The sequence below is a fragment of the Acidobacteriota bacterium genome, assembly GCA_020853395.1.
In the GTDB taxonomy this organism is placed as follows: Bacteria; Acidobacteriota; Vicinamibacteria; order Vicinamibacterales; family SCN-69-37; genus JADYYY01.
The window spans coordinates 331,211-348,296 of sequence record JADYYY010000002.1 but is presented as its reverse complement, the minus strand read 5'-3'; the positions used below and the strand labels follow the sequence as shown (position 1 = coordinate 348,296).

General features: G+C 69.9%; 24 protein-coding genes and 1 tRNA gene. 16 read left to right on the top strand and 9 right to left on the bottom strand.

What is annotated here, in order from left to right; genetic code table 11:
* Positions 1 to 245 precede the first annotated feature (245 nt).
* From ffh to IT184_02150, 7 genes are read left to right on the top strand one after another with little or no spacing between them, the layout of a single operon-like run.
* A complete protein-coding gene (gene ffh, locus IT184_02180; GenBank protein ID MCC7007600.1) occupies positions 246 to 1,601 on the top strand; it encodes a signal recognition particle protein in 1,356 nt (451 codons plus the stop codon).
* An 18-nt stretch (positions 1,602 to 1,619) separates the two neighbouring features.
* On the top strand, positions 1,620 to 1,892 hold the full coding sequence (rpsP, locus tag IT184_02175; GenBank protein MCC7007599.1) for a 30S ribosomal protein S16: 273 nt from the start codon (positions 1,620 to 1,622) through the stop codon (positions 1,890 to 1,892).
* Complete coding sequence (locus IT184_02170; protein MCC7007598.1) at positions 1,889 to 2,131, top strand: KH domain-containing protein; 243 nt, start codon at positions 1,889 to 1,891, stop codon at positions 2,129 to 2,131. The genes rpsP and IT184_02170 overlap by 4 nt, the downstream gene beginning before the upstream one ends.
* 10 nt (positions 2,132 to 2,141) lie before the next feature.
* Entirely contained in the window at positions 2,142 to 2,672 is a 531-nt protein-coding gene (gene rimM, locus IT184_02165; protein MCC7007597.1) for a 16S rRNA processing protein RimM, read from the top strand.
* Positions 2,673 to 2,677: 5 nt separating this feature from the next.
* Positions 2,678 to 3,430, top strand: a complete 753-nt coding sequence (gene trmD / locus IT184_02160; GenBank protein MCC7007596.1) for a tRNA (guanosine(37)-N1)-methyltransferase TrmD — start codon at positions 2,678 to 2,680, stop codon at positions 3,428 to 3,430.
* Positions 3,431 to 3,435: 5 nt separating this feature from the next.
* Positions 3,436 to 3,780: a 50S ribosomal protein L19 gene (rplS, locus tag IT184_02155; GenBank protein ID MCC7007595.1), complete on the top strand. Its 345-nt coding sequence runs from the start codon at positions 3,436 to 3,438 to the stop codon at positions 3,778 to 3,780.
* Positions 3,781 to 3,813: 33 nt separating this feature from the next.
* On the top strand, positions 3,814 to 4,413 hold the full coding sequence (locus tag IT184_02150; GenBank protein ID MCC7007594.1) for a ribonuclease HII: 600 nt from the start codon (positions 3,814 to 3,816) through the stop codon (positions 4,411 to 4,413).
* 58 nt (positions 4,414 to 4,471) lie between these two features.
* Here IT184_02150 and IT184_02145 read toward each other — a convergent pair whose 3' ends face one another.
* Complete coding sequence (locus IT184_02145) at positions 4,472 to 4,618, bottom strand: hypothetical protein (protein ID MCC7007593.1); 147 nt, start codon at positions 4,616 to 4,618, stop codon at positions 4,472 to 4,474.
* Positions 4,619 to 4,677: 59 nt separating this feature from the next.
* Here IT184_02145 and IT184_02140 point away from each other — a divergent pair, with 59 nt between their 5' ends.
* The gene (locus IT184_02140; protein MCC7007592.1) at positions 4,678 to 5,373 is read left to right on the top strand and encodes a thiamine phosphate synthase; all 696 of its coding nucleotides are present in this window, start codon (positions 4,678 to 4,680) and stop codon (positions 5,371 to 5,373) included.
* A gap of 13 nt (positions 5,374 to 5,386) precedes the next feature.
* On the top strand, positions 5,387 to 5,788 hold the full coding sequence (locus IT184_02135) for a helix-turn-helix domain-containing protein (GenBank protein ID MCC7007591.1): 402 nt from the start codon (positions 5,387 to 5,389) through the stop codon (positions 5,786 to 5,788).
* On the opposite strand, the gene IT184_02130 is transcribed toward IT184_02135, so the two are convergent.
* Positions 5,751 to 5,957: a hypothetical protein gene (locus tag IT184_02130; protein ID MCC7007590.1), complete on the bottom strand. Its 207-nt coding sequence runs from the start codon at positions 5,955 to 5,957 to the stop codon at positions 5,751 to 5,753. The genes IT184_02135 and IT184_02130 overlap by 38 nt on opposite strands.
* Before the next feature lie 45 nt (positions 5,958 to 6,002).
* Between IT184_02130 and nagZ the strand changes: the two genes are divergently transcribed.
* From nagZ to murA, 5 genes are read left to right on the top strand one after another with little or no spacing between them, the layout of a single operon-like run.
* Positions 6,003 to 7,085, top strand: coding sequence for a beta-N-acetylhexosaminidase (gene nagZ / locus IT184_02125; GenBank protein ID MCC7007589.1), 1,083 nt, complete (start codon positions 6,003 to 6,005; stop codon positions 7,083 to 7,085).
* Complete coding sequence (locus tag IT184_02120; GenBank protein ID MCC7007588.1) at positions 7,076 to 8,029, top strand: LD-carboxypeptidase; 954 nt, start codon at positions 7,076 to 7,078, stop codon at positions 8,027 to 8,029. Before nagZ ends, IT184_02120 begins: the two co-directional genes overlap by 10 nt.
* A 1-nt stretch (position 8,030) precedes the next feature.
* Positions 8,031 to 9,428: a UDP-N-acetylmuramate:L-alanyl-gamma-D-glutamyl-meso-diaminopimelate ligase gene (mpl, locus tag IT184_02115; protein ID MCC7007587.1), complete on the top strand. Its 1,398-nt coding sequence runs from the start codon at positions 8,031 to 8,033 to the stop codon at positions 9,426 to 9,428.
* A 3-nt stretch (positions 9,429 to 9,431) separates the two neighbouring features.
* Positions 9,432 to 10,373, top strand: a complete 942-nt coding sequence (gene murB, locus IT184_02110) for a UDP-N-acetylmuramate dehydrogenase (GenBank protein MCC7007586.1) — start codon at positions 9,432 to 9,434, stop codon at positions 10,371 to 10,373.
* Complete coding sequence (gene murA / locus IT184_02105) at positions 10,373 to 11,635, top strand: UDP-N-acetylglucosamine 1-carboxyvinyltransferase (GenBank protein MCC7007585.1); 1,263 nt, start codon at positions 10,373 to 10,375, stop codon at positions 11,633 to 11,635. The genes murB and murA overlap by 1 nt, the downstream gene beginning before the upstream one ends.
* Here murA and lolA read toward each other — a convergent pair.
* The gene (gene lolA, locus IT184_02100; protein MCC7007584.1) at positions 11,623 to 12,309 is read right to left on the bottom strand and encodes an outer membrane lipoprotein chaperone LolA; all 687 of its coding nucleotides are present in this window, start codon (positions 12,307 to 12,309) and stop codon (positions 11,623 to 11,625) included. The genes murA and lolA overlap by 13 nt on opposite strands.
* 81 nt (positions 12,310 to 12,390) lie before the next feature.
* On the opposite strand from lolA, the gene IT184_02095 reads away from it, so the two are divergent.
* Both IT184_02095 and IT184_02090 read left to right on the top strand, forming a co-directional pair.
* The gene (locus IT184_02095; protein ID MCC7007583.1) at positions 12,391 to 12,591 is read left to right on the top strand and encodes a hypothetical protein; all 201 of its coding nucleotides are present in this window, start codon (positions 12,391 to 12,393) and stop codon (positions 12,589 to 12,591) included.
* Between the two features lie 292 nt (positions 12,592 to 12,883).
* Positions 12,884 to 13,180 (top strand): hypothetical protein, encoded by a 297-nt coding sequence (locus IT184_02090; protein ID MCC7007582.1) that lies wholly within the window; start codon positions 12,884 to 12,886, stop codon positions 13,178 to 13,180.
* Positions 13,181 to 13,531: 351 nt separating this feature from the next.
* Here IT184_02090 and IT184_02085 read toward each other — a convergent pair whose 3' ends face one another.
* The 6 genes from IT184_02085 to IT184_02060 form a co-directional block, all read right to left on the bottom strand.
* On the bottom strand, positions 13,532 to 13,873 hold the full coding sequence (locus tag IT184_02085; protein MCC7007581.1) for a DUF86 domain-containing protein: 342 nt from the start codon (positions 13,871 to 13,873) through the stop codon (positions 13,532 to 13,534).
* A complete protein-coding gene (locus IT184_02080; GenBank protein ID MCC7007580.1) occupies positions 13,860 to 14,171 on the bottom strand; it encodes a nucleotidyltransferase family protein in 312 nt (103 codons plus the stop codon). Before IT184_02080 ends, IT184_02085 begins: the two co-directional genes overlap by 14 nt.
* Before the next feature lie 142 nt (positions 14,172 to 14,313).
* A tRNA-Ala gene (locus tag IT184_02075) sits at positions 14,314 to 14,389 on the bottom strand.
* 77 nt (positions 14,390 to 14,466) lie between these two features.
* Positions 14,467 to 15,762, bottom strand: a complete 1,296-nt coding sequence (locus tag IT184_02070; protein ID MCC7007579.1) for a threonine synthase — start codon at positions 15,760 to 15,762, stop codon at positions 14,467 to 14,469.
* Positions 15,659 to 16,228, bottom strand: coding sequence for a ribosome recycling factor (gene frr / locus IT184_02065; GenBank protein ID MCC7007578.1), 570 nt, complete (start codon positions 16,226 to 16,228; stop codon positions 15,659 to 15,661). Before frr ends, IT184_02070 begins: the two co-directional genes overlap by 104 nt.
* Before the next feature lie 39 nt (positions 16,229 to 16,267).
* Positions 16,268 to 16,987, bottom strand: coding sequence for a UMP kinase (locus IT184_02060; protein MCC7007577.1), 720 nt, complete (start codon positions 16,985 to 16,987; stop codon positions 16,268 to 16,270).
* Positions 16,988 to 17,086: the final 99 nt, after the last annotated feature.

Genomic DNA, 17,086 nt, shown 5'->3' with positions numbered 1-17,086 from the left:
TCGGCCCGTTCCGCGTCCGACGCGCGGCGCTGCGGGGCTGCCGGCGTGCCACCTGCCCATTCGGATGGCCGCCACCTGGCAGCCCGGGCATCGGCGGCACTGGGCATCAAGGCTGGGCCGAGTCGAGGCGAACGGGCCGGACTTCAGCCTTGAGCGGTCCGGCAAACTCCACTAAGATAAGCGTTTGCGCTTGGGGCAAGGCGTCCGGCCATGGACGCCGTCTCCAGGCTGTCGCGCCGAGCACCATGTTCGAGTCCCTCAGCTCCCGCCTCCAAGGCGTCTTCAAGTCCCTGCGGGGAGAAGCCCGGCTGACCGAAGCCAGCGTCGATGCCGCGCTTCGGGAGATCCGGATGGCGCTGCTCGAAGCCGACGTGAACTTTCGCGTCGTCAAGGCGTTCATCGAGCGGGTGCGGGCGAAGGCGGTCGGCGACGAGGTGCTGCGCAGCCTGACGCCGGCGCAGCACGTGGTGCGCATCGTCCGCGACGAGATGCTGGCGCTCTTCGGCAACGCCGCCGGCGGCTTGCCGCCCGCGGACCGGACGCCGCGCGTCGTCTTGATGCTGGGGCTGCAAGGATCGGGCAAGACGACGACGTCGGCGAAGCTTGCGAGGCTGCTGGCGAAACAGGGCCGTCATCCGATGCTCGTGTCCACCGACGTGCGGCGTCCAGCCGCCATCCAGCAGTTGTCCGTGCTGGCCGGTCAGACCGGTGTGCGGGTCCACGATCCCGAGGGGGAAATGGATCCGGTCGTCCGCGCGGCCGGGGCGCTGGCCGCGGCGCGCAATCTCGGCTTCGACACGCTGATCGTCGATACGGCCGGGCGCCTGCACATCGACGACGAGCTGATGGGCGAGCTCGAGGCGATCTCGCAGGCCGTGCAGCCGACCGACCGGCTGTACGTCGCCGATGCGATGACGGGGCAGGACGCGGTCCGGAGCGCCGGCGAGTTCAACCACCGTGTCGGCACGACCGGCGTCGTGCTCACGAAGATGGACGGCGACGCGCGCGGCGGCGCCGCGCTCTCGGTCGTCGGCGTCGTCGGCGTGCCGATTGCCTTCGCCGGCGTCGGCGAGCGCCTGCAGGATCTCGAGCCGTTCAACGCCGAGCGGCTCGTTTCGCGGATGCTCGGCATGGGCGACGTGCTGTCGCTCATCGAGCGTGCCGAGGAAGCGATCGACGAGGAGAGCCGTGAGCGCCTCGCCGCGAAGACGCGCCTCGACGACTTCACGCTCGACGACTTCCGCGACCAGTTGCGCACGATCAAGAAGATGGGCCCGCTCGACCAGATCCTCGGAATGATCCCGGGGCTGTCCGGCATGAAGCAGCTCAACGAGCAGCGCGCGCAGATCGACGATGGGCAGTTGACGCGTGTCGAGGCGATCGTCTGCTCGATGACGCCGGCCGAGCGCCGGAATCATTCGCTCATCAACGGCAGCCGCCGGAAGCGGATCGCGCGCGGCAGCGGCACGACGGTCGAGGACGTCAACCGGTTGCTCAAGCAGTTCGTCGAGATGCGCAAGATGCTCAAGGCGATGACGTCGATGGGTGGCGGCCGCAAGGGCCGCCAGCGGCTCATGCAGATGCTCAGAGGCAAGGCGTAGTCAGCAAAAGGAGATGGCATGTTAGCGATTCGTCTGCGGAGGGCTGGCTCGAAGAGCCGGCCGTTCTTCCGCATCGTGGTAACGGAAGCCAGGACCGCGCGCGAAGGGCGGTTCGTGGAGGTGCTGGGGCACTACGACCCGCGCACCCGGCCCGAGCGCGTCCAGGTGGATCGCGAGCGGCTGGCGCACTGGCTGTCGGTGGGCGCCGCGCCGAGCGACACCGTGAGGACGCTGATCGCGCGGATGCCCCCGCCTGCGGTGGCGGCGGCCGAGGCTGCGCCCGCCTCGTGAGCCGCGCGCGCGACGTCGTCGAGGTCGTCACCCGTGCGTTGGCGGCCAGGCCGGCGGAGGTCGAGGTGACCGAAGCCGAGCGGCGAGGCAACACGGTCGTGGAGCTGAGGATGGCGCCCGGCGAGCTCGGACGCGTCATCGGACGCGAAGGACGGACCGCCACGGCGCTGCGTACGCTGGCCGCCGCGGCCGGTGAGCTCGACGGCCGCAAGGTCGTGGTCGATTTCCACGACGAGTAGCCGCGAGCCCGTGGACTGGGACGCGATGGTCGTCGTCGGGCGGATCGTCCGTCCGCAGGGACATCGCGGGCAGGTCCTCGTCGCGCCGGAGACGGATTTCCCGGAGCGTCGGTACGAAACGGGCGCGACGCTGTACGCGAAGGGAGCCGCCGGGGTGGTTCCACTCCAGATCGCCTCGAGCCGGCCGCACCAAGGGCGGTGGGTGATTGCGTTCGGCGGCGTGGAGACGATGAACGAGGCCGAGGCGTGGCGCAACGTGGAATTGCGCGTGCCGGAATCGGCCCTGCAGCCGCTTGCGGCCGGCACGTTCTGGGTGCACGAGCTGGTGGGATGCGAGGTCGTCACCGTGCGCGGCGAGCGGATCGGGCAGGTGGCTCGCGTCGATCTGGCGACCGGCGTGCCGATGCTGGTGCTCGATGCCGCCGGCGAACCGTTGATTCCCTTCGTCGACGCCATCTGCCGGTCGGTGGACGTCGGCGCGCGGATGATTAGGATCGACCCGCCAGATGGGTTGATCGAGCTGAACCGGAAGCAGGCCTGACCCGCATGGTGGTGGACGTCATCACGATCTTTCCCGCGATGGTGCAGGCCATCCTCGCGGAGGGCATCGTGGCGCGGGCTCGCGCGAAGGGGCTGGTGGACGTCACGGTGCGCGATCTCCGCGACTACACGAGCGATCGGCACCGGACGGTCGACGACGTGCCGTACGGCGGCGGGCCCGGGATGGTGATGAAGCCCGAGCCGATGTTCCGCGCGGTCGAGGCCGTGCAGGCCGAGCACGGGCCGGCCACGTCGGTCGTGTTGATGTCGCCGCAGGGGCGCCGGCTGACGCACGCCGTGGCGGAGCGCTTCAGCCGCGAGCCCAGGCTGATCGTGATCTGCGGCCGGTACGAAGGCGTGGACGAGCGCGTGGTCGAGGCGCTGGTGACCGACGAGGTCTCGATCGGCGACTACGTGCTCACCGGCGGCGAGCTGCCGGCGATGGTGTTGCTCGATGCCGCCATCCGGCTGGTGCCGGGCGCCGTCGGCGACGCGGGATCGGTCGCCGAGGATTCGTTCGCGGGGCCCTGGCTGGACTACCCGCACTACACGCGGCCGGCGGAGTTTCGCGGCCGCGTGGTGCCGGACGTGCTGCTCTCGGGCAACCACGCCCAGATCGCGCAGTGGCGTCGCCGCGAGCGGTTGCGGCGCACCGCAGCGCGGCGTCCGGACCTCGTCGATCCGGCGGCGCTCGGCGACGAGGAGCGGCGGGAATTCGAGCGGATCAGGAAGGCCGCCGGACATTTTTCCGAGGAGTGACTGTCATGAAGGCGATCGAAGCTGTTGAGCAAGGCCACCTGACCGAGCGGCCCGCCATGCGTTCTGGCGACACCGTCCGCGTGCACGTGAAGGTCCGCGAGGGCGACAAGGAGCGCATCCAGGTGTTCGAGGGCTCGGTGATCGCCATGCATCGCGGCGGCGCGCGGGCCACGTTCACCGTGCGCAAGGTCTCGTTCGGCCAGGGCGTCGAACGCATCTTCCCGCTGCACTCGCCGACGATCGATCGGATCGAGGTCGTCCGCGGCGCCAAGGTCCGCCGGGCCAAGCTCTACTTCCTGCGCGACCTGCGCGGGAAGGCCGCGCGCATGAAGGAACAGAAGCGCGCCTAGCGCCCGGCAGGTTCGCCCGTGGCGTCGCGCGCCATCGAGAACGACATCCGCCGCGCCCGGTTCGCGCACGTGGCCGGCGTGGACGAGGTCGGCCGGGGCTGCCTGGCCGGCCCGGTGGCCGCCGGCGCCGTCGTCCTGCGTCCCGATCGGTACGTCGCGGGCGTGGCGGACTCGAAGCTGCTCACCGCGGCGGAGCGCGATCGGCTGTTCGCAGAGATCGTGGACGCCGCCGTGTGCTGGCACGTGGCGATGGTCGAGCCGGACGAGATCGACCGGCTGAACATCCACCGCGCGTCGCTGCACGCCATGCGCGCCGCCGTGATGGCGCTCGCGCCGCTTCCCGGCTTCGTGATCGTCGACGCGTTCCGCATCCCGGATCTCGTCATGCCGCAGCGGGCGATCGCCGGCGGCGATCGCCGCTGCACTGCCATCGCTGCGGCCTCCATCCTCGCGAAGGTCATCCGCGACCGGCACATGAACACGCTGCACGAGCGCGATCCCCGTTACGGGTTCGACCGGCACAAGGGCTACGCGACGCGCGAACACCTCGACGCGATGAGCCGCTATGGGTACTCGCCGGTGCACCGCCGCTCGTTCAGGCCGCCGTCGCTGTTTGATACGATGCAGGACTAATCGAACACCGGCATGGAGGTCTCGTCATCGCGCTGATCACCCGTCTGATCATCGCGCTCTATTTCATCGAGACGGGCCTGCTGCTGATCTGGGCGCCGTGGACCGCTTGGTGGAGGCGGAACTTCTTCGCGGCCGCCGTTCCCTGGATGGCGGTGTGGATGTCGACCGCGATCGTCCGCTGGGCCGTCGTGCTGATCGGCTTCATGACGCTCGTCGGCGGGCTGCGCGAGGCCCGTGGCCTGTTCGGGGACCGTGGATCGTCGGATGCCCGTCCGTCCAGGTGATCCTGCGCGGCTGACGCCTCCGGTCGTCTGCCTCGTCACCGACCGGCGGCAACTGACACCGGACGCCCGGACCGAAGCCGCGGCGCTGACGGCGCTCGAAGCCCTGATCGACGACGCCATCGCGGAGGGCATCGGGATGGTCCAGGTGCGGGAGCCCGACCTCGCGGCCGCGAGTCTCGCCGCGCTCGTGCGGCGGATCGTGTTGCGCAAAGGGGCGGCCGCGACGCTCGTGCTGGTCAACGACCGCGCGGACGTCGCGATCGTGGCGTCGGCCGATGGCGTGCACCTGCGCGCCAGCTCGCCACCAGCCGATCGGATTCGCCAGTTGCGCCCATCCTGGGTTCTGGGACGATCCGTCCACGCGGGCGAGCCGCGCGGCCTCGAGGACGACGTGGACTACGCGCTGTTCGGTACGGTGTTCCCGAGCGCGTCGAAGCCGGCGGGCCATCGCGCGGTCGGCCTCGACGGCTTGGCCGCCGCGGTCACGGCGTCGCGTGCGCCCGTCATCGCAATCGGGGGCATCGAGACGCCGGTCCAGGCGGCAGCCTGCGCGCGGGCGGGCGCCATCGGCGTCGCCGGCATCCGGCTGTTCCTTCCTGAAGGATCGGTTGCGGGCGCGCTCGGCGTCCGTCGGGCCGTGCGGGAGTTGACGGCGGCCATGGCCGCGGCTGCGTGAGATGGAGATGTCGATGGACGATCTCGGATTCCGGCTCAGGAGCGCGCGTGAGGCGCAGGGCGTATCGCTGCGCGAGATCGCCGCCCGCACGAAGATCTCCGTCGGCACGCTCGAGGCGCTCGAGCGCAACGACTACTCGCGCCTTCCGGGCGGGATCTTCGGGCGAGCGTTCGTGCGGGCCTACGCCCTCGAGATCGGTGCCGATCCTGACGAGACGGTCACGGCCTTCCAGGCGCGGCTGGAGGAGAGCGAGCGCGAGGCGGCCGAGCGCGGCGCGATTCGCGCCGAGATCAGCCAGGACGATCGCGATTTCCTCGCGCGCCAGCGGCTCGCCATCCGTGCCCTGCGCGCGGTGCTCGCGCTCGTCGTCCTCGTGGTCATCGTCGCGGTCGTTTGGTGGGCCCGGCGCCCTTAGCCCATTCGCGCCGCATCTCGGCCAGGCCGCTCATGTAGACGGCGGCGCGGTCCCGCTCGTCGGGCGTCTTCATCTGCTTGAGGCAGTCGATCGCGCGGCGCACGTCGCGATCGATCGTCGCGCGCGTCGTCGCGAAGTAGAGGCGTTTGATCTCGTCGAGCGGGTCCACGCGCGCGTCCAAGGCGTTTCGACCCGCGCATTATAATGGCGCCGCATGTGGCTGCGCGATTTCCGCCGTCATGTCGGCCGCCTGGCGATCGTGGGCTTCACCGGCGAGTCCGTGCCCGACAGCCTGCGCGAGCTCGCCAGAGCGTTCGATCTCGGCGGCGTCGTCTACTTCCGGCGCAACGTCCGCGACCCGCTGCAGCTCGCCGAGCTGTCGCGCGAGGTCGCCGCGCTCGCCGGCGACTGGCCGCTGTGGATCGCGGTCGACCAGGAGGGCGGCCGCGTGGCACGGCTGACGGCGCCCTTCACCGAATGGCCGCCCGCCCGCGTGCTCGGGCACAGCGGCGACGAGACGCTTGCCCGCCGGTTCGCGCAAGCCCTCGCCGCCGAGCTCGACGCCGTGGGAATCAACCTCGACTTCGCGCCGGTGCTCGACGTCCTCACGAACCCGGCCAATCCCGTGGTCGGCGATCGGGCGATCAGCGATCGAGCGGATGACGTCGCCCGCCTCGGCGCCGTCGTGATCCGGACCCTGCAGGAGGCCGGCATTGCCGCGTGTGGAAAGCACTTTCCGGGTCACGGCGATGCGAGCGTCGATTCGCACGAGGCGCTGCCCGTGGTCGAGCACGATCGCCGGCGCCTCGACGCCGTCGAGCTCGTTCCCTTCAGACGCGCGATCGCCGAAGACGTGGCGGCGATCATGACGGCGCACCTGCTGATGCCCGCGTTCGACGAGCGTCGCCCGGCCACGCTGTCGTCGCGCCTGATCAGCGGCCTGCTCAAGCGCGATCTCGGCTTCGGCGGGCTCGTCATGACCGATGACCTCGGGATGAAGGCCGTCACCGCGGAGATGCCGGGACCGGAGGCGGCCGTGAGCGCGATCGAGGCGGGCTGCGACGTCGTGCTGCTGTGCAACGCGCCGGTCGACGAGCAGGTGGCAGCGCTCGAGGCGCTGATCTACGCGGCCGAGTCCGGCCGGCTGACGACGGACCGCGTCGACGACGCGTTCGGCAGGCAGGCGAGGGCCAAGACACGGTTTCTCGCGCCGGCCCGCCGCGCGCGCGCCGGCCTCGATCGCGTCGGGGCGCTCGAACACCAGACCATCGCCCGGGACATGGCTGCGTGGCGCTGACGCCGACGACGCGCGGCGGGCTCACGAAGTTCCGCGGGGTCCCGCGGGGTGCCGGCATCGCGCTCGTCGCGCCCGCCAGTCCCTTCGAGCCGCGCGAGCTCGAGGCCGGGCTCGCGGAGCTCCGGCGCCTCGGCTTCGAGCCGCTCGTCGACGAAGACGCGTTCGACCGCCATCCGATCGTGGCCGGCACGCCCGAGCGGCGCGCCGCCCAGCTCATGCGCGCGATCGCGGATGACCGGACCGCGGCGGTCGTGGCCATTCGAGGCGGATACGGCAGCGCCGAGCTGCTGCCATGGCTCGACGCCGACGCGATTGCCCGCGCGCGCAAGGCGATCGTCGGCTACAGCGACATCACGTCGCTCCATGCCTATCTCCATACGCATGCCCGGGTCACGTCCGTCCACGGTGCGATGATCGACGGCCGGCTGTCGCGAGGCGAGGAGGCGTACGACCCGCGGTCGTTCGTCGCGAGCCTCGGGCCGACGCCGCTCGGCGAGCAGTCGTCGCCGGCCCTGGAGGTGATGCGATCCGGAGAGGCGTCGGGCGCGATGTTCGGCGGCACGCTCACGCAGCTCGCCGCTTCGCTGGGCACGCCGTACGCCTTCGACCCGCCCGCCGGATACGTGCTGTTCTGCGAGGAGGTCGGCGAGCGGCCGTACCGGCTCCGGCGGCTGCTGACGCAGCTCGCCCATGCGGGGCGGTTGTCGGGCGCATCCGCCGTCGTGGTCGGCGCGCTCGAGCGGTGCGATGAGCCCGGCGGCGGCATCACCGGCCGCGAGGTGATCGCCGAGTTCTTCGACGCGTTTCCTGGCCCGGTGCTGTTCGGGTTTCCGTCCGGCCACACCGTGGTGCCGTTCGTGAGCATCCCGCTCGGCGTCGAGGTGCGGGTCGTCGCCGCGCCGCATCGGCCGCGCGTGATTTTCGAAGAAGCGGCGGCAGAGTAGCATGGCGCGTTTTCACTTCATCGGGATCTGCGGCACGGCAATGGGCACGCTGGCGCTGATGCTCAGGGCTCGTGGCCACGACGTCCAAGGATCGGATCACGCCATGTATCCGCCGATGAGCGAGTATCTCGCGCGCCAAGAGGTGCGCGTGTTCGACGGATTCGATGCGGCGCACATCACGCCGGAGCTCGACGTGGTGGTGATTGGCAACGCCGTGTCACGCGGCAACCCGGAGCTCGAGAACGTGCTGGATCGCAAGATCCGGTACATGTCGCTGCCGGAGGTCATCCGCGAGCAGTTCCTCTGGCAGGCGCACTCGATCGTGATCGCCGGCACCCACGGGAAGACGACGACGACCGCGTTGACGGGGTGGCTGCTGACGGCCGGGGGACTGGATCCCAGCGTGCTCGTGGGCGGCATCGCGCGCAACTTCGACGGCAGCTACCGGCTCGGCAGCGGACGCGACTTCGTCATCGAGGGCGACGAGTACGACAGCGCGTTCTTCGACAAGACGGCGAAGTTCCTGAAATACCTGCCTGACGTCGCCGTCATCGGGAACCTCGAGTACGACCACGCCGACATTTACCCCGACATGGAATCGCTGCGCGTGGCCTTTCGCCGGCTCTTGACGCTCGTGCCGCAGCATGGCCGCGTGCTCGTCGGCATCGACAGCGCCGAAGCCGCCGGCCTGATTCCCTTCGCGCGTTCGAGCGTCGAGACGTTCGGGCTGGCGGCGGAGGCCGACTGGCGCGCCTCCGCCATCGAGGCCGCGGAGGGGAGAGTACGGTTCGACGTCTGGCATCGTGGCGAACCGTTCGGCCGGTTCGAGTCGCCGCTCCTTGGCGTCCACAACGTGCGCAACGCCCTGGCGGGCATCGCCGTCGGTCATGCCGTCGGGCTGTCGAGCGATGCGATGGAGAAGGGGCTGCGCTCGTTCGCCGGCGTCAAACGCCGGCTCGAGCTCCGAGGCGTCGTCCGTGGTGTGTCGGTCTTCGATGACTTCGCACACCATCCGACGGCGATTCTCGAAACGTTGCGGGCGGTCCGCTGGTCGTATCCCGGCCGGCGTGTCTGGGGCGTGTTCGAGCCGCGATCCGCGACATCGTGCCGCCGGATCTTCCAGGACGACTTCGCCCGGGCGTTCGCCGAATCCGGTGCGGACGAGATCGTGATCGCTGACGTCTTCCGCGGCACGCTTCCGCCTGACCAGCGGCTGTCGGTCGAGGATCTCGTCGCGGCCGTGACGACCGCGGGCGTGCACGCACGGCACGTTTCGACGGCCGCCAGGATTGCGGAGACGATTGCCGAGGAAGCGCGTGACGGCGACCTCGTGATCGTCATGTCCAACGGCGGCTTCGATGGGCTGCACGCACGGCTGCTCGAGGCCCTCGCCCGCTGACCGATGGATCTGCAGCGCTTCGATGCCGCGGCGGGGGAGTGGCTCGGCTTCGAGCGGCTGCGCGCGGACGTCCCGCTTGCGACGCTCACGACCTTTCGCGTGGGTGGGCCGGCCGATCGGCTCGCGGAGGTTCGCACGATCGAGGAGCTGACGCGCATCGTCGAGCTGGCGGCGTCGACGGACGTTCCCCTCACGCTGCTCGGCGGCGGCTCGAACGTGGTCGCGCCCGACGAGGGGATCCGCGGCGTCGTCGTGCGGCTGAACCTCGCGGCCATCACGCAGCCGTCGGCCGATGCCGTCAGGGCGGAGGCCGGCGCGACGATCAACGGGCTCGTGCGCTGGACGGTGGGACGTGGGCTCGCTGGCCTAGAAGCATGGGCCGGGACGCCGGGGACGGTCGGCGGCGCGATTCACGGCAACGCCCACTGGGCTGGGCGCAACATCGGCGATCTCGTGCGGCGCGTGATGGTGCTCTCGCGCGACGGGCGCCAGGTGGTGATCGACGCCGCCGCGATGGACTTCGGGTACGACTCCAGCCGGTTGCAGCGTTCAGGCGAGATCGCGGTGTGGGCGGAGTTCACCGTGCGGCCGGGCGATCCCGAGACGCTCAGGGCAACGGCGCGGGCATCGCTCGCGTTCCGGAAGCGGACGCAGCCGCTGGCCGCGCCAAGCGCCGGCTGCGTCTTCCAGAACCCCGATCCGGACCGCGACCGCGTGCCGCCCGGCTTGCCGGCCTCGGCGGGCGCGCTGGTGGACCGGGCCGGGCTGAAAGGCTTCCGGGTGGGCGGCGCCAGCATCTCGGACCGTCACGCCAACTTCGTCGTCAACGACGGTACGGCGACGGCGGCCGACGTGCGCGCGGTCGTCGAAGCCGCGCGCCGCGCGGTGCGGGAGCGTTTCGGCGTCGTGCTGCGCGACGAAGTGGTCTGGCTCGGGAGGTCCTGATGGCGGAACTTGCACTGCGCGGCGGCCGGCGCCTGTCCGGGCGAGTGGCGGTGAGCGGCAACAAGAACGCCGCGCTGCCGATCCTCGCCGCGACGCTCCTGACGACCGACACCTGCGAGCTGCGCAACGTGCCGCGGATTCGAGACGTCGCCGTGATGAGCGCGCTCCTGCGATCGATCGGCGCATCGGTCGAAGGGGAGGGGACGTCGACGCTGCGCGTCACGTGCGGCGACATCGTGTCGGCCTCTCCCGATGCGGCGCTCACCGGGCGGCTGCGCGGTTCGGTGCTGCTCTTGGGCGCCCTGCTGGGCCGCATGGGCCGCGCCGTGCTGGCACCTCCCGGTGGCGACTTCCCCGCGCGGCGGACGATCGCCACGCACGTCCGCGCGCTCCTTGCCATGGGGGCACGCCTCGTCGACACGCCGTCCGGCTACACGCTCGAGGCGGGATCCGGGCTGACGGGTGCGTCGATGTACCTGCTCGAAGCGTCGGTGACCGGCACCGAGACCGCGTTGCTCGCCGCCGCGCTGGCGAAGGGCGCGACCGAGATCCGGAACGCCGCATGCGAACCACACGTCGCCGAGCTCTGCACGTTTCTCGAGAGCATGGGTTGCGGGGTGGAGGGGATCGGCACGTCGACGATTCGCATCGACCCGCCCGGCCGGCTCCGCGGCGCGACGCACACCCTGCGCGGCGACTACATCGAGGCTGCGTCCTGGGGCGTCGTCGGGGCGATCACGGGCGGCGAGGTCGAGATCACCGGCGCGTGCGCGGAAGACCTCGAGCCCATCGCCGCCGTGATGGCCGAGATGCGGCTCGACTTCGACCTGGCGGATCAGCGTTTCGCCGTGCGTCCGTCGCAGCTCGTCGGGATGCGGCGGCTGACCACCGGGCTCTGGCCGGCCTTCCCGAGCGACATCGTCAGCCTCGTGACCGTGCTGGCGACGCAGGCCGCCGGTGCCACGCTCGTGCACGACTGGATGTACGAGCTTCGGCTCTTCGCCCTCGAGCAGTTGAGCGCCATGCGCGCGGATCTGTTCCTGTGCGATCCCCACCGGATCATCGTCACCGGTCCGACGAAACTGCGAGGCCGGACGCTCGACAGCCGCGACATCCGATCCGGCATGGCGCTCGTGGCGGCGGCGCTCGTCGCCGAAGGAGAGAGCACCATCCTGGAGATCGAGACCGTGGAGCGGGGCTACGAAGACCTGGTGGACCGGCTTCGCAGCCTGGGCGCGGACGTCGTGCGCTACGGCACCTGAGCCGGCCGCGCCGGCTGGCCTTGCGTTCCCGCTCGGCGCACTTCGACGCCTTTGGGAATGGTGAAGGCGAAGGTCGAGTCCGGAAGACCCTGGTTCTCGCGCAGGTTCGAGAACTCGAAGCGCTGCACGCCGCCCTGGGCGTCCACGACCGTCAGCCCACGAAGCTGCAGCGACGACCGGTCCACGGCCAGCGTCAGCGTCTTGAAATCCGGCTGCGGCGCGGCCGGCATGAGCGTGAGGCGCCAGTCGTTCGGACCGCGCTCGACGTCGGGATCCGGCGTGAAGTCCCTCGTGAGGTCGCCGCGGCCCGCGAGCAGCAGCAGCGCGGTCGACGCCTGCGAGTCCTTCGGCATCGGGCTCACCTGGACGATCTTGTCCTTCGGCAGATAGAAGTAGAGCTGCGAGCCGTCGGCCACGAGCTCGCTTCGGCTGCCGGTGCTCGTCACCCACCGCATGCGGCCCGGCTTCTTGACGGCAACCTTGCCGCGGTCGACGTAGGTGCCGCGGCTGATCGCGCTCGTCTGCGTCTGCGTGAAGTCGGCGGTGAAGTCACGGACCGACGCGTAGCGCGCCTGGATGCGCGCCGCGAGATCGGCAGCCGCCGGTGGCGCCTGCGCCAGCACGCTGGACGCGGCAGCGAGCAGGACCGTCAACGTGAGTCGGGTTGGACCCATAGGGCCAGTCTAGCAGCCCGTCCAGGGGCCGTGCGCGCTCCGGAGCTCGGCGCGGCTACCGAGGTCCTATAAGATGCCGTCGTGGAGTACATCGTCAGATACCGCGCCATTCGAGACGACAAGATCATGTGCGAGGTCGTCGGCCTCGACGATCAGAAACGCCCGACGGGTCCCATCGTTGCCAAAGGCACCGGCTACTCGAAGAAGGACGCACGGGCGGCGGCGCTCACCGCCGCGCAGGATCCGGCCGTCAAGGCCATCCTGGAGCAGGCGCCGGTTTAGTGCCTGCCGCCGCGCGCCCTGACGCGGCGGCCGAGCCTGCGGATGAGCGCCCGCCGCAGTCGAGTCGAGCTGCGCCAAGGCACCGCGAAACGGCTCTGCGCTCGCGTCGGGCCGGCGGGCGGAGTCGACCAGCCGCTGAATGGCGGCGGGTAGCGATTACAGGGGGTCCGGTGCGTTTGGCGCGGCCCAGCACGTCCGCGGCTGACGAAATGCCCGAGGCACCGGCGTGACCGGCCGGAACGGTGATTGCTCTCCTAGTGCGTAAACGCGCGCGAGCGCGAGGGAGCGCGCGATGGGGCACGACCGCAACCCGTCTCTGGTGGACGACGAGCTCGATGGTCGATTCGAGTCGGGCGGACTGCAGTTTCTGTGGGCCGAGCTGACCGCGGGTTCGACGCTCGCCGGCCTGGCGCGCACCGCGCCGCACGATCGTGAGAACCGGCACTGGAGTCGTCGCCAGGCACAGGCCGCCTACGACACGGTGGTCGCGTTCCTGCCGTTGCTCGCCTTGACAGCCGAGGAACACCGGCAGGTCTCCGCGGCGTTGGAGGCGCTGCGCCAGGACATCGAAGCGATTCCCGTTGGCTGACGCGCGCGCGTCGATCCGAGATCCTGGTCGAGCGCGCCGTCTGCCGCGCGCACATGTAGCCCTATCTCATTCGCAATCGATGCACGACGCGGAGGGCTGGTCGATGCGTGGACGTGCGGACCGGCGCCGATACGGGGCTGGCGTGCCGTCCAAGCGAGAGCCGCGGCATCACGTGCCAGGGCTTCCGACACACCGGCGCCACCGATTCGGATCACGCCCACTCCCCGTCCCAGACGACCACGCCGTTCCCCGACGCGCGCCCAGCGTGGTGAGAATCAACTCGTGTTCTCGGGGCGAGCTATGGTTCCCGGGGATACCGTCGTGTTGACACGCTAGCCCCGTATCTCGGGTTCAAGACGCCCGTGGAACCAGCGGTTCCGGCGCCTTGACGAGCTTCGGGAGATCCGCAGTGACGACTTGCCACACGATGTCTTCGTCCACGCCGAGATAGTCGTGCACGACTTTGTGGCGCATCCCGACGATGTTCTCCCAAGGGATTTCGGAATGGGCCGCTGCGAACTCGCGTGACACTTGGCGGGCCGCTTCGCCGATCACCTGAACGAGATGAATGAGGGCGAGGCGCAGGTTCTCATCGGTGTCGTAGGTCTCGCGGGGAAGATTCTTGACCTTGGCCACCGCCTTCCTCGCCATGTCGAGCATGTGCCCGACGTAGACGAGATCACGCGGCGACATACAGCGTTTCGGCCTCCCGCAGCACTTGTTCTCTGATCCGCTGGTTCAGAAACTTTGGCGTGACGAGGTCCACCCGGCGCCCCTGGAACAACGCAGACAGCTCGCGCTCCATACTGACGAAGTTGAGTCCAGGAACATGACCTGGCTGGAACTCCACCAGCACATCGACGTCGCTATGTAGGCCGAAGTCGTCGCGGAGTGCCGAGCCGAAGAGCGCCAGTCGCGCGATACGGTGCCGCTGGCAGAACGCCGTCACCGCGCCGCGGTCGATGACCAGATGAGGGCTCACGATGGCCATGATACGCCCTCGACCGACCCGAGCGTGAAGCGACGCCCGCTGACCTCGGCACCCGCACCCCAAGGCGCCCCCGACAGAAGCTGGTACCTCGACCAGCTTCTCGGCTATACCCTCGAACACGCTGATTCTGTGAAAGTCTATTTGGTGGACGGCGCGAGGCTCGAACTCGCGACCTCCGCGTTGCGAACGCGGCGCTCTCCCAGCTGAGCTAGCCGCCCACTCGTGGCGTGTCCGCCGTGCGTACGATGGCGTCCGCACGGCAGGCAACGACCTCACAGTCTAACACGTGAGGTCGTCAACTGCCCGCGAGCACATCCAAGTACCGCGTGGCGCTGCCGGTGTTGAGGACGACGACGATTTCCTGCGGTTTGATCTGGCCTTCGCTGGCCAGCACGCGCAGGGCGTGCACGACGGCGCCCGTGCCGGGCGACGCGCTCAGCCCTTCCGTCTGACCGCACTCTTTCACGCCGGCGATCATCTCGGCGTCGCCGACCGCCGTGGCGACGCCGCCGCTCTCGCGGATTGCGCGGAGCGCCAGCGCGTCTCCCGACGTGTCGGGAATCCGCAGATCGTCCGCGATCGTCTGCGGCCGGTCCCACGCCACCGCTTTCTCGGCGCCGGCGCCGAAGGCGCGGACGAGCGGCGCGCAGCCAGCCGCCTGCACGCAGACGAGGCGCGGCCGGCGGACCGGATCGATCCAGCCGAGCGCCGCCATCTCGGCAAACGCCTTCCAGAGGCCCACGACGGCCGTGCCTTCTCCGACCGGGCAGCCGATCCAGTCGGGGAGTTGCCAGCCGCACTGCTCGGCCAGCTCGTAACCAAGGGTCTTCTCGCCTTCGAGCCGATACGGCTCGTGAAACGCGGTCACGTGATACCAGCCCGACGTCGCCACGCGATCGGATGCATGCGCCACGGCGCTCGTCGCTGGGCCGTCCACGAGCGTCACGACCGCGCCCGCCAGCTCGCACTCCTTGACGAACGGCCGGCGCGCATCACGCGGCATGAAGACGCGGGCATCGAGGCCGCCTCGCGAGGCGTACGCGGCCATGGCCGGCGCGCCGCTGCCGGCCGTCGCCATCGTGAGCACGCGGGCGCCGAGGTGCAGCGCGCGCGTCGCGGCGGTCGCCATGCCGCGCGCGCGGACGGTGCCGGTGGGATTCGCGGATTCGTCCTTCACGTACAGCCGGTCGAGCCCGAGCGCCTTGCCGAGCCGCCGTGTGCGCAGGAGGGGCGTCCACCCCTCGCCGAGCGACACCGGCGGATCGACGCCGTTGTCGCTCTCGAAGAGCGGCAGGATCTCCTGGTAGCGCCAGAGCGAGGTATCGCGGCCGGCGAGCGACGACTTCGGCCATCGCCGCGCGGCCGTCAGGTCGTAGCGCGCGAGCAGCGGCGCGCCGCACGTGCACGTCTGGTGGCGCTGCCGCGGATCGAAGGGGCCGGCACCGCACGGTACCGAGCACTCCAGGTGGGAGAAGAACGTAGGCACGCTACCGGCCGAGCAGCTCTGCGTCCTTCTTCTTCTGGACGTCGTCGATGAGCGCCACGTGCTGATCGGTGATCTTCTGCACGTCGTCGAGCGCCCGCCGCTCATCGTCTTCCGAGATCTTGTGCTCCTTGAGGAGCTTCTTCAGCCGATCGTTCGCGTCGCGCCGGACCTGACGCACGGCGTTGCGGCCGTCCTCGGCGTACTTGTGCGCGAGCCGGGACAGCTCCTTGCGCCGCTCCTCGGTCAGCGCGGGCACCGGCACGCGGATGACCTTGCCGTCGGTCGTGGGGTTCAGCCCGAGATTGCTCTTCTGGATCGCCTTCTCGATCGGGTGGAGCAGCGATCCGTCGAACGGCTGCACTGCGATCACCGTCGGCTCGGGAATCGACAGCGACGCAACTTGATTCAGGGGCATCGTCGTTCCGTACGCCTCGACCTGCACGGGATCCAGCAGGTTGACCGACGCGCGGCCGCTGCGCAGGCCCGCCATCTCGCGCCGGACGTGCTCGATCGCGGTGTCCATGCGCTTCTTCACTTCGACGCCCAGGCTCTTGATGTCGTTGACGTCCATCACCTACACCCTTGCCTTTACCGGCTGCCGCATCGTTCGTCAGGCCGTGACGGTCGTCCCGACCGGATCGCCGAGAATCACCCGCCGGAGGTTCCCGGGCTCTCTCAGGTTGAACACGATGATCGGCAGCTTGTTGTCCATGCACAACGTGATCGCCGTCGAGTCCATTACCTTGAGCTGCCGGTCGATGACCTCCAGGTAGGGAATGGTCTCGTAGCGCTTGGCGCTCTTGTCCACCATGGGATCGGCCGTGTAGATGCCGTCCACCTTGGTCCCTTTCAGGATCACTTCAGCCCGCATCTCCATGGCGCGCAGGGCTGCCGCGGTGTCCGTGGTGAAGTAGGGATTGCCGGTGCCGGCCGCGAACACGACCACACGCCCTTTTTCGAGGTGGCGCAGGACGCGGCGGCGGATGAACGGCTCGGCCACCGCCCGCATTTCAATGGCGGTCACGACGCGCGTCGTGACGCCAACCTGCTCGAGCGCGTCCTGCAGCGCCAGGGCATTGATGACCGTGGCCAGCATGCCCATGTAGTCGGCGGTCGTCCGGTCCATCCCGCCGCGGGCGCTCGCCGCCAGCCCTCGAAACAGGTTGCCGCCGCCGATGACGATGCCGATCTGGACGCCGAGCTGCTGAACGTCGCCGATCTCCCGGGCGATCTGCGTGGCCGTCGGCGGGTGGATGCCGAACGCCTGATCGCCCATGAGCGCTTCGCCGGAGAGCTTCAGCAGGACGCGAGAGAAGGCGGGACTCGGCACGAACGGCAATTATAGTAGGGAAGGGTCGAGTTCCGAGTTGGGCGTCCTGACTTCTGAGTCCACGCGCGACTCAGCACCCAGGGCTCAAATCGGAACTCG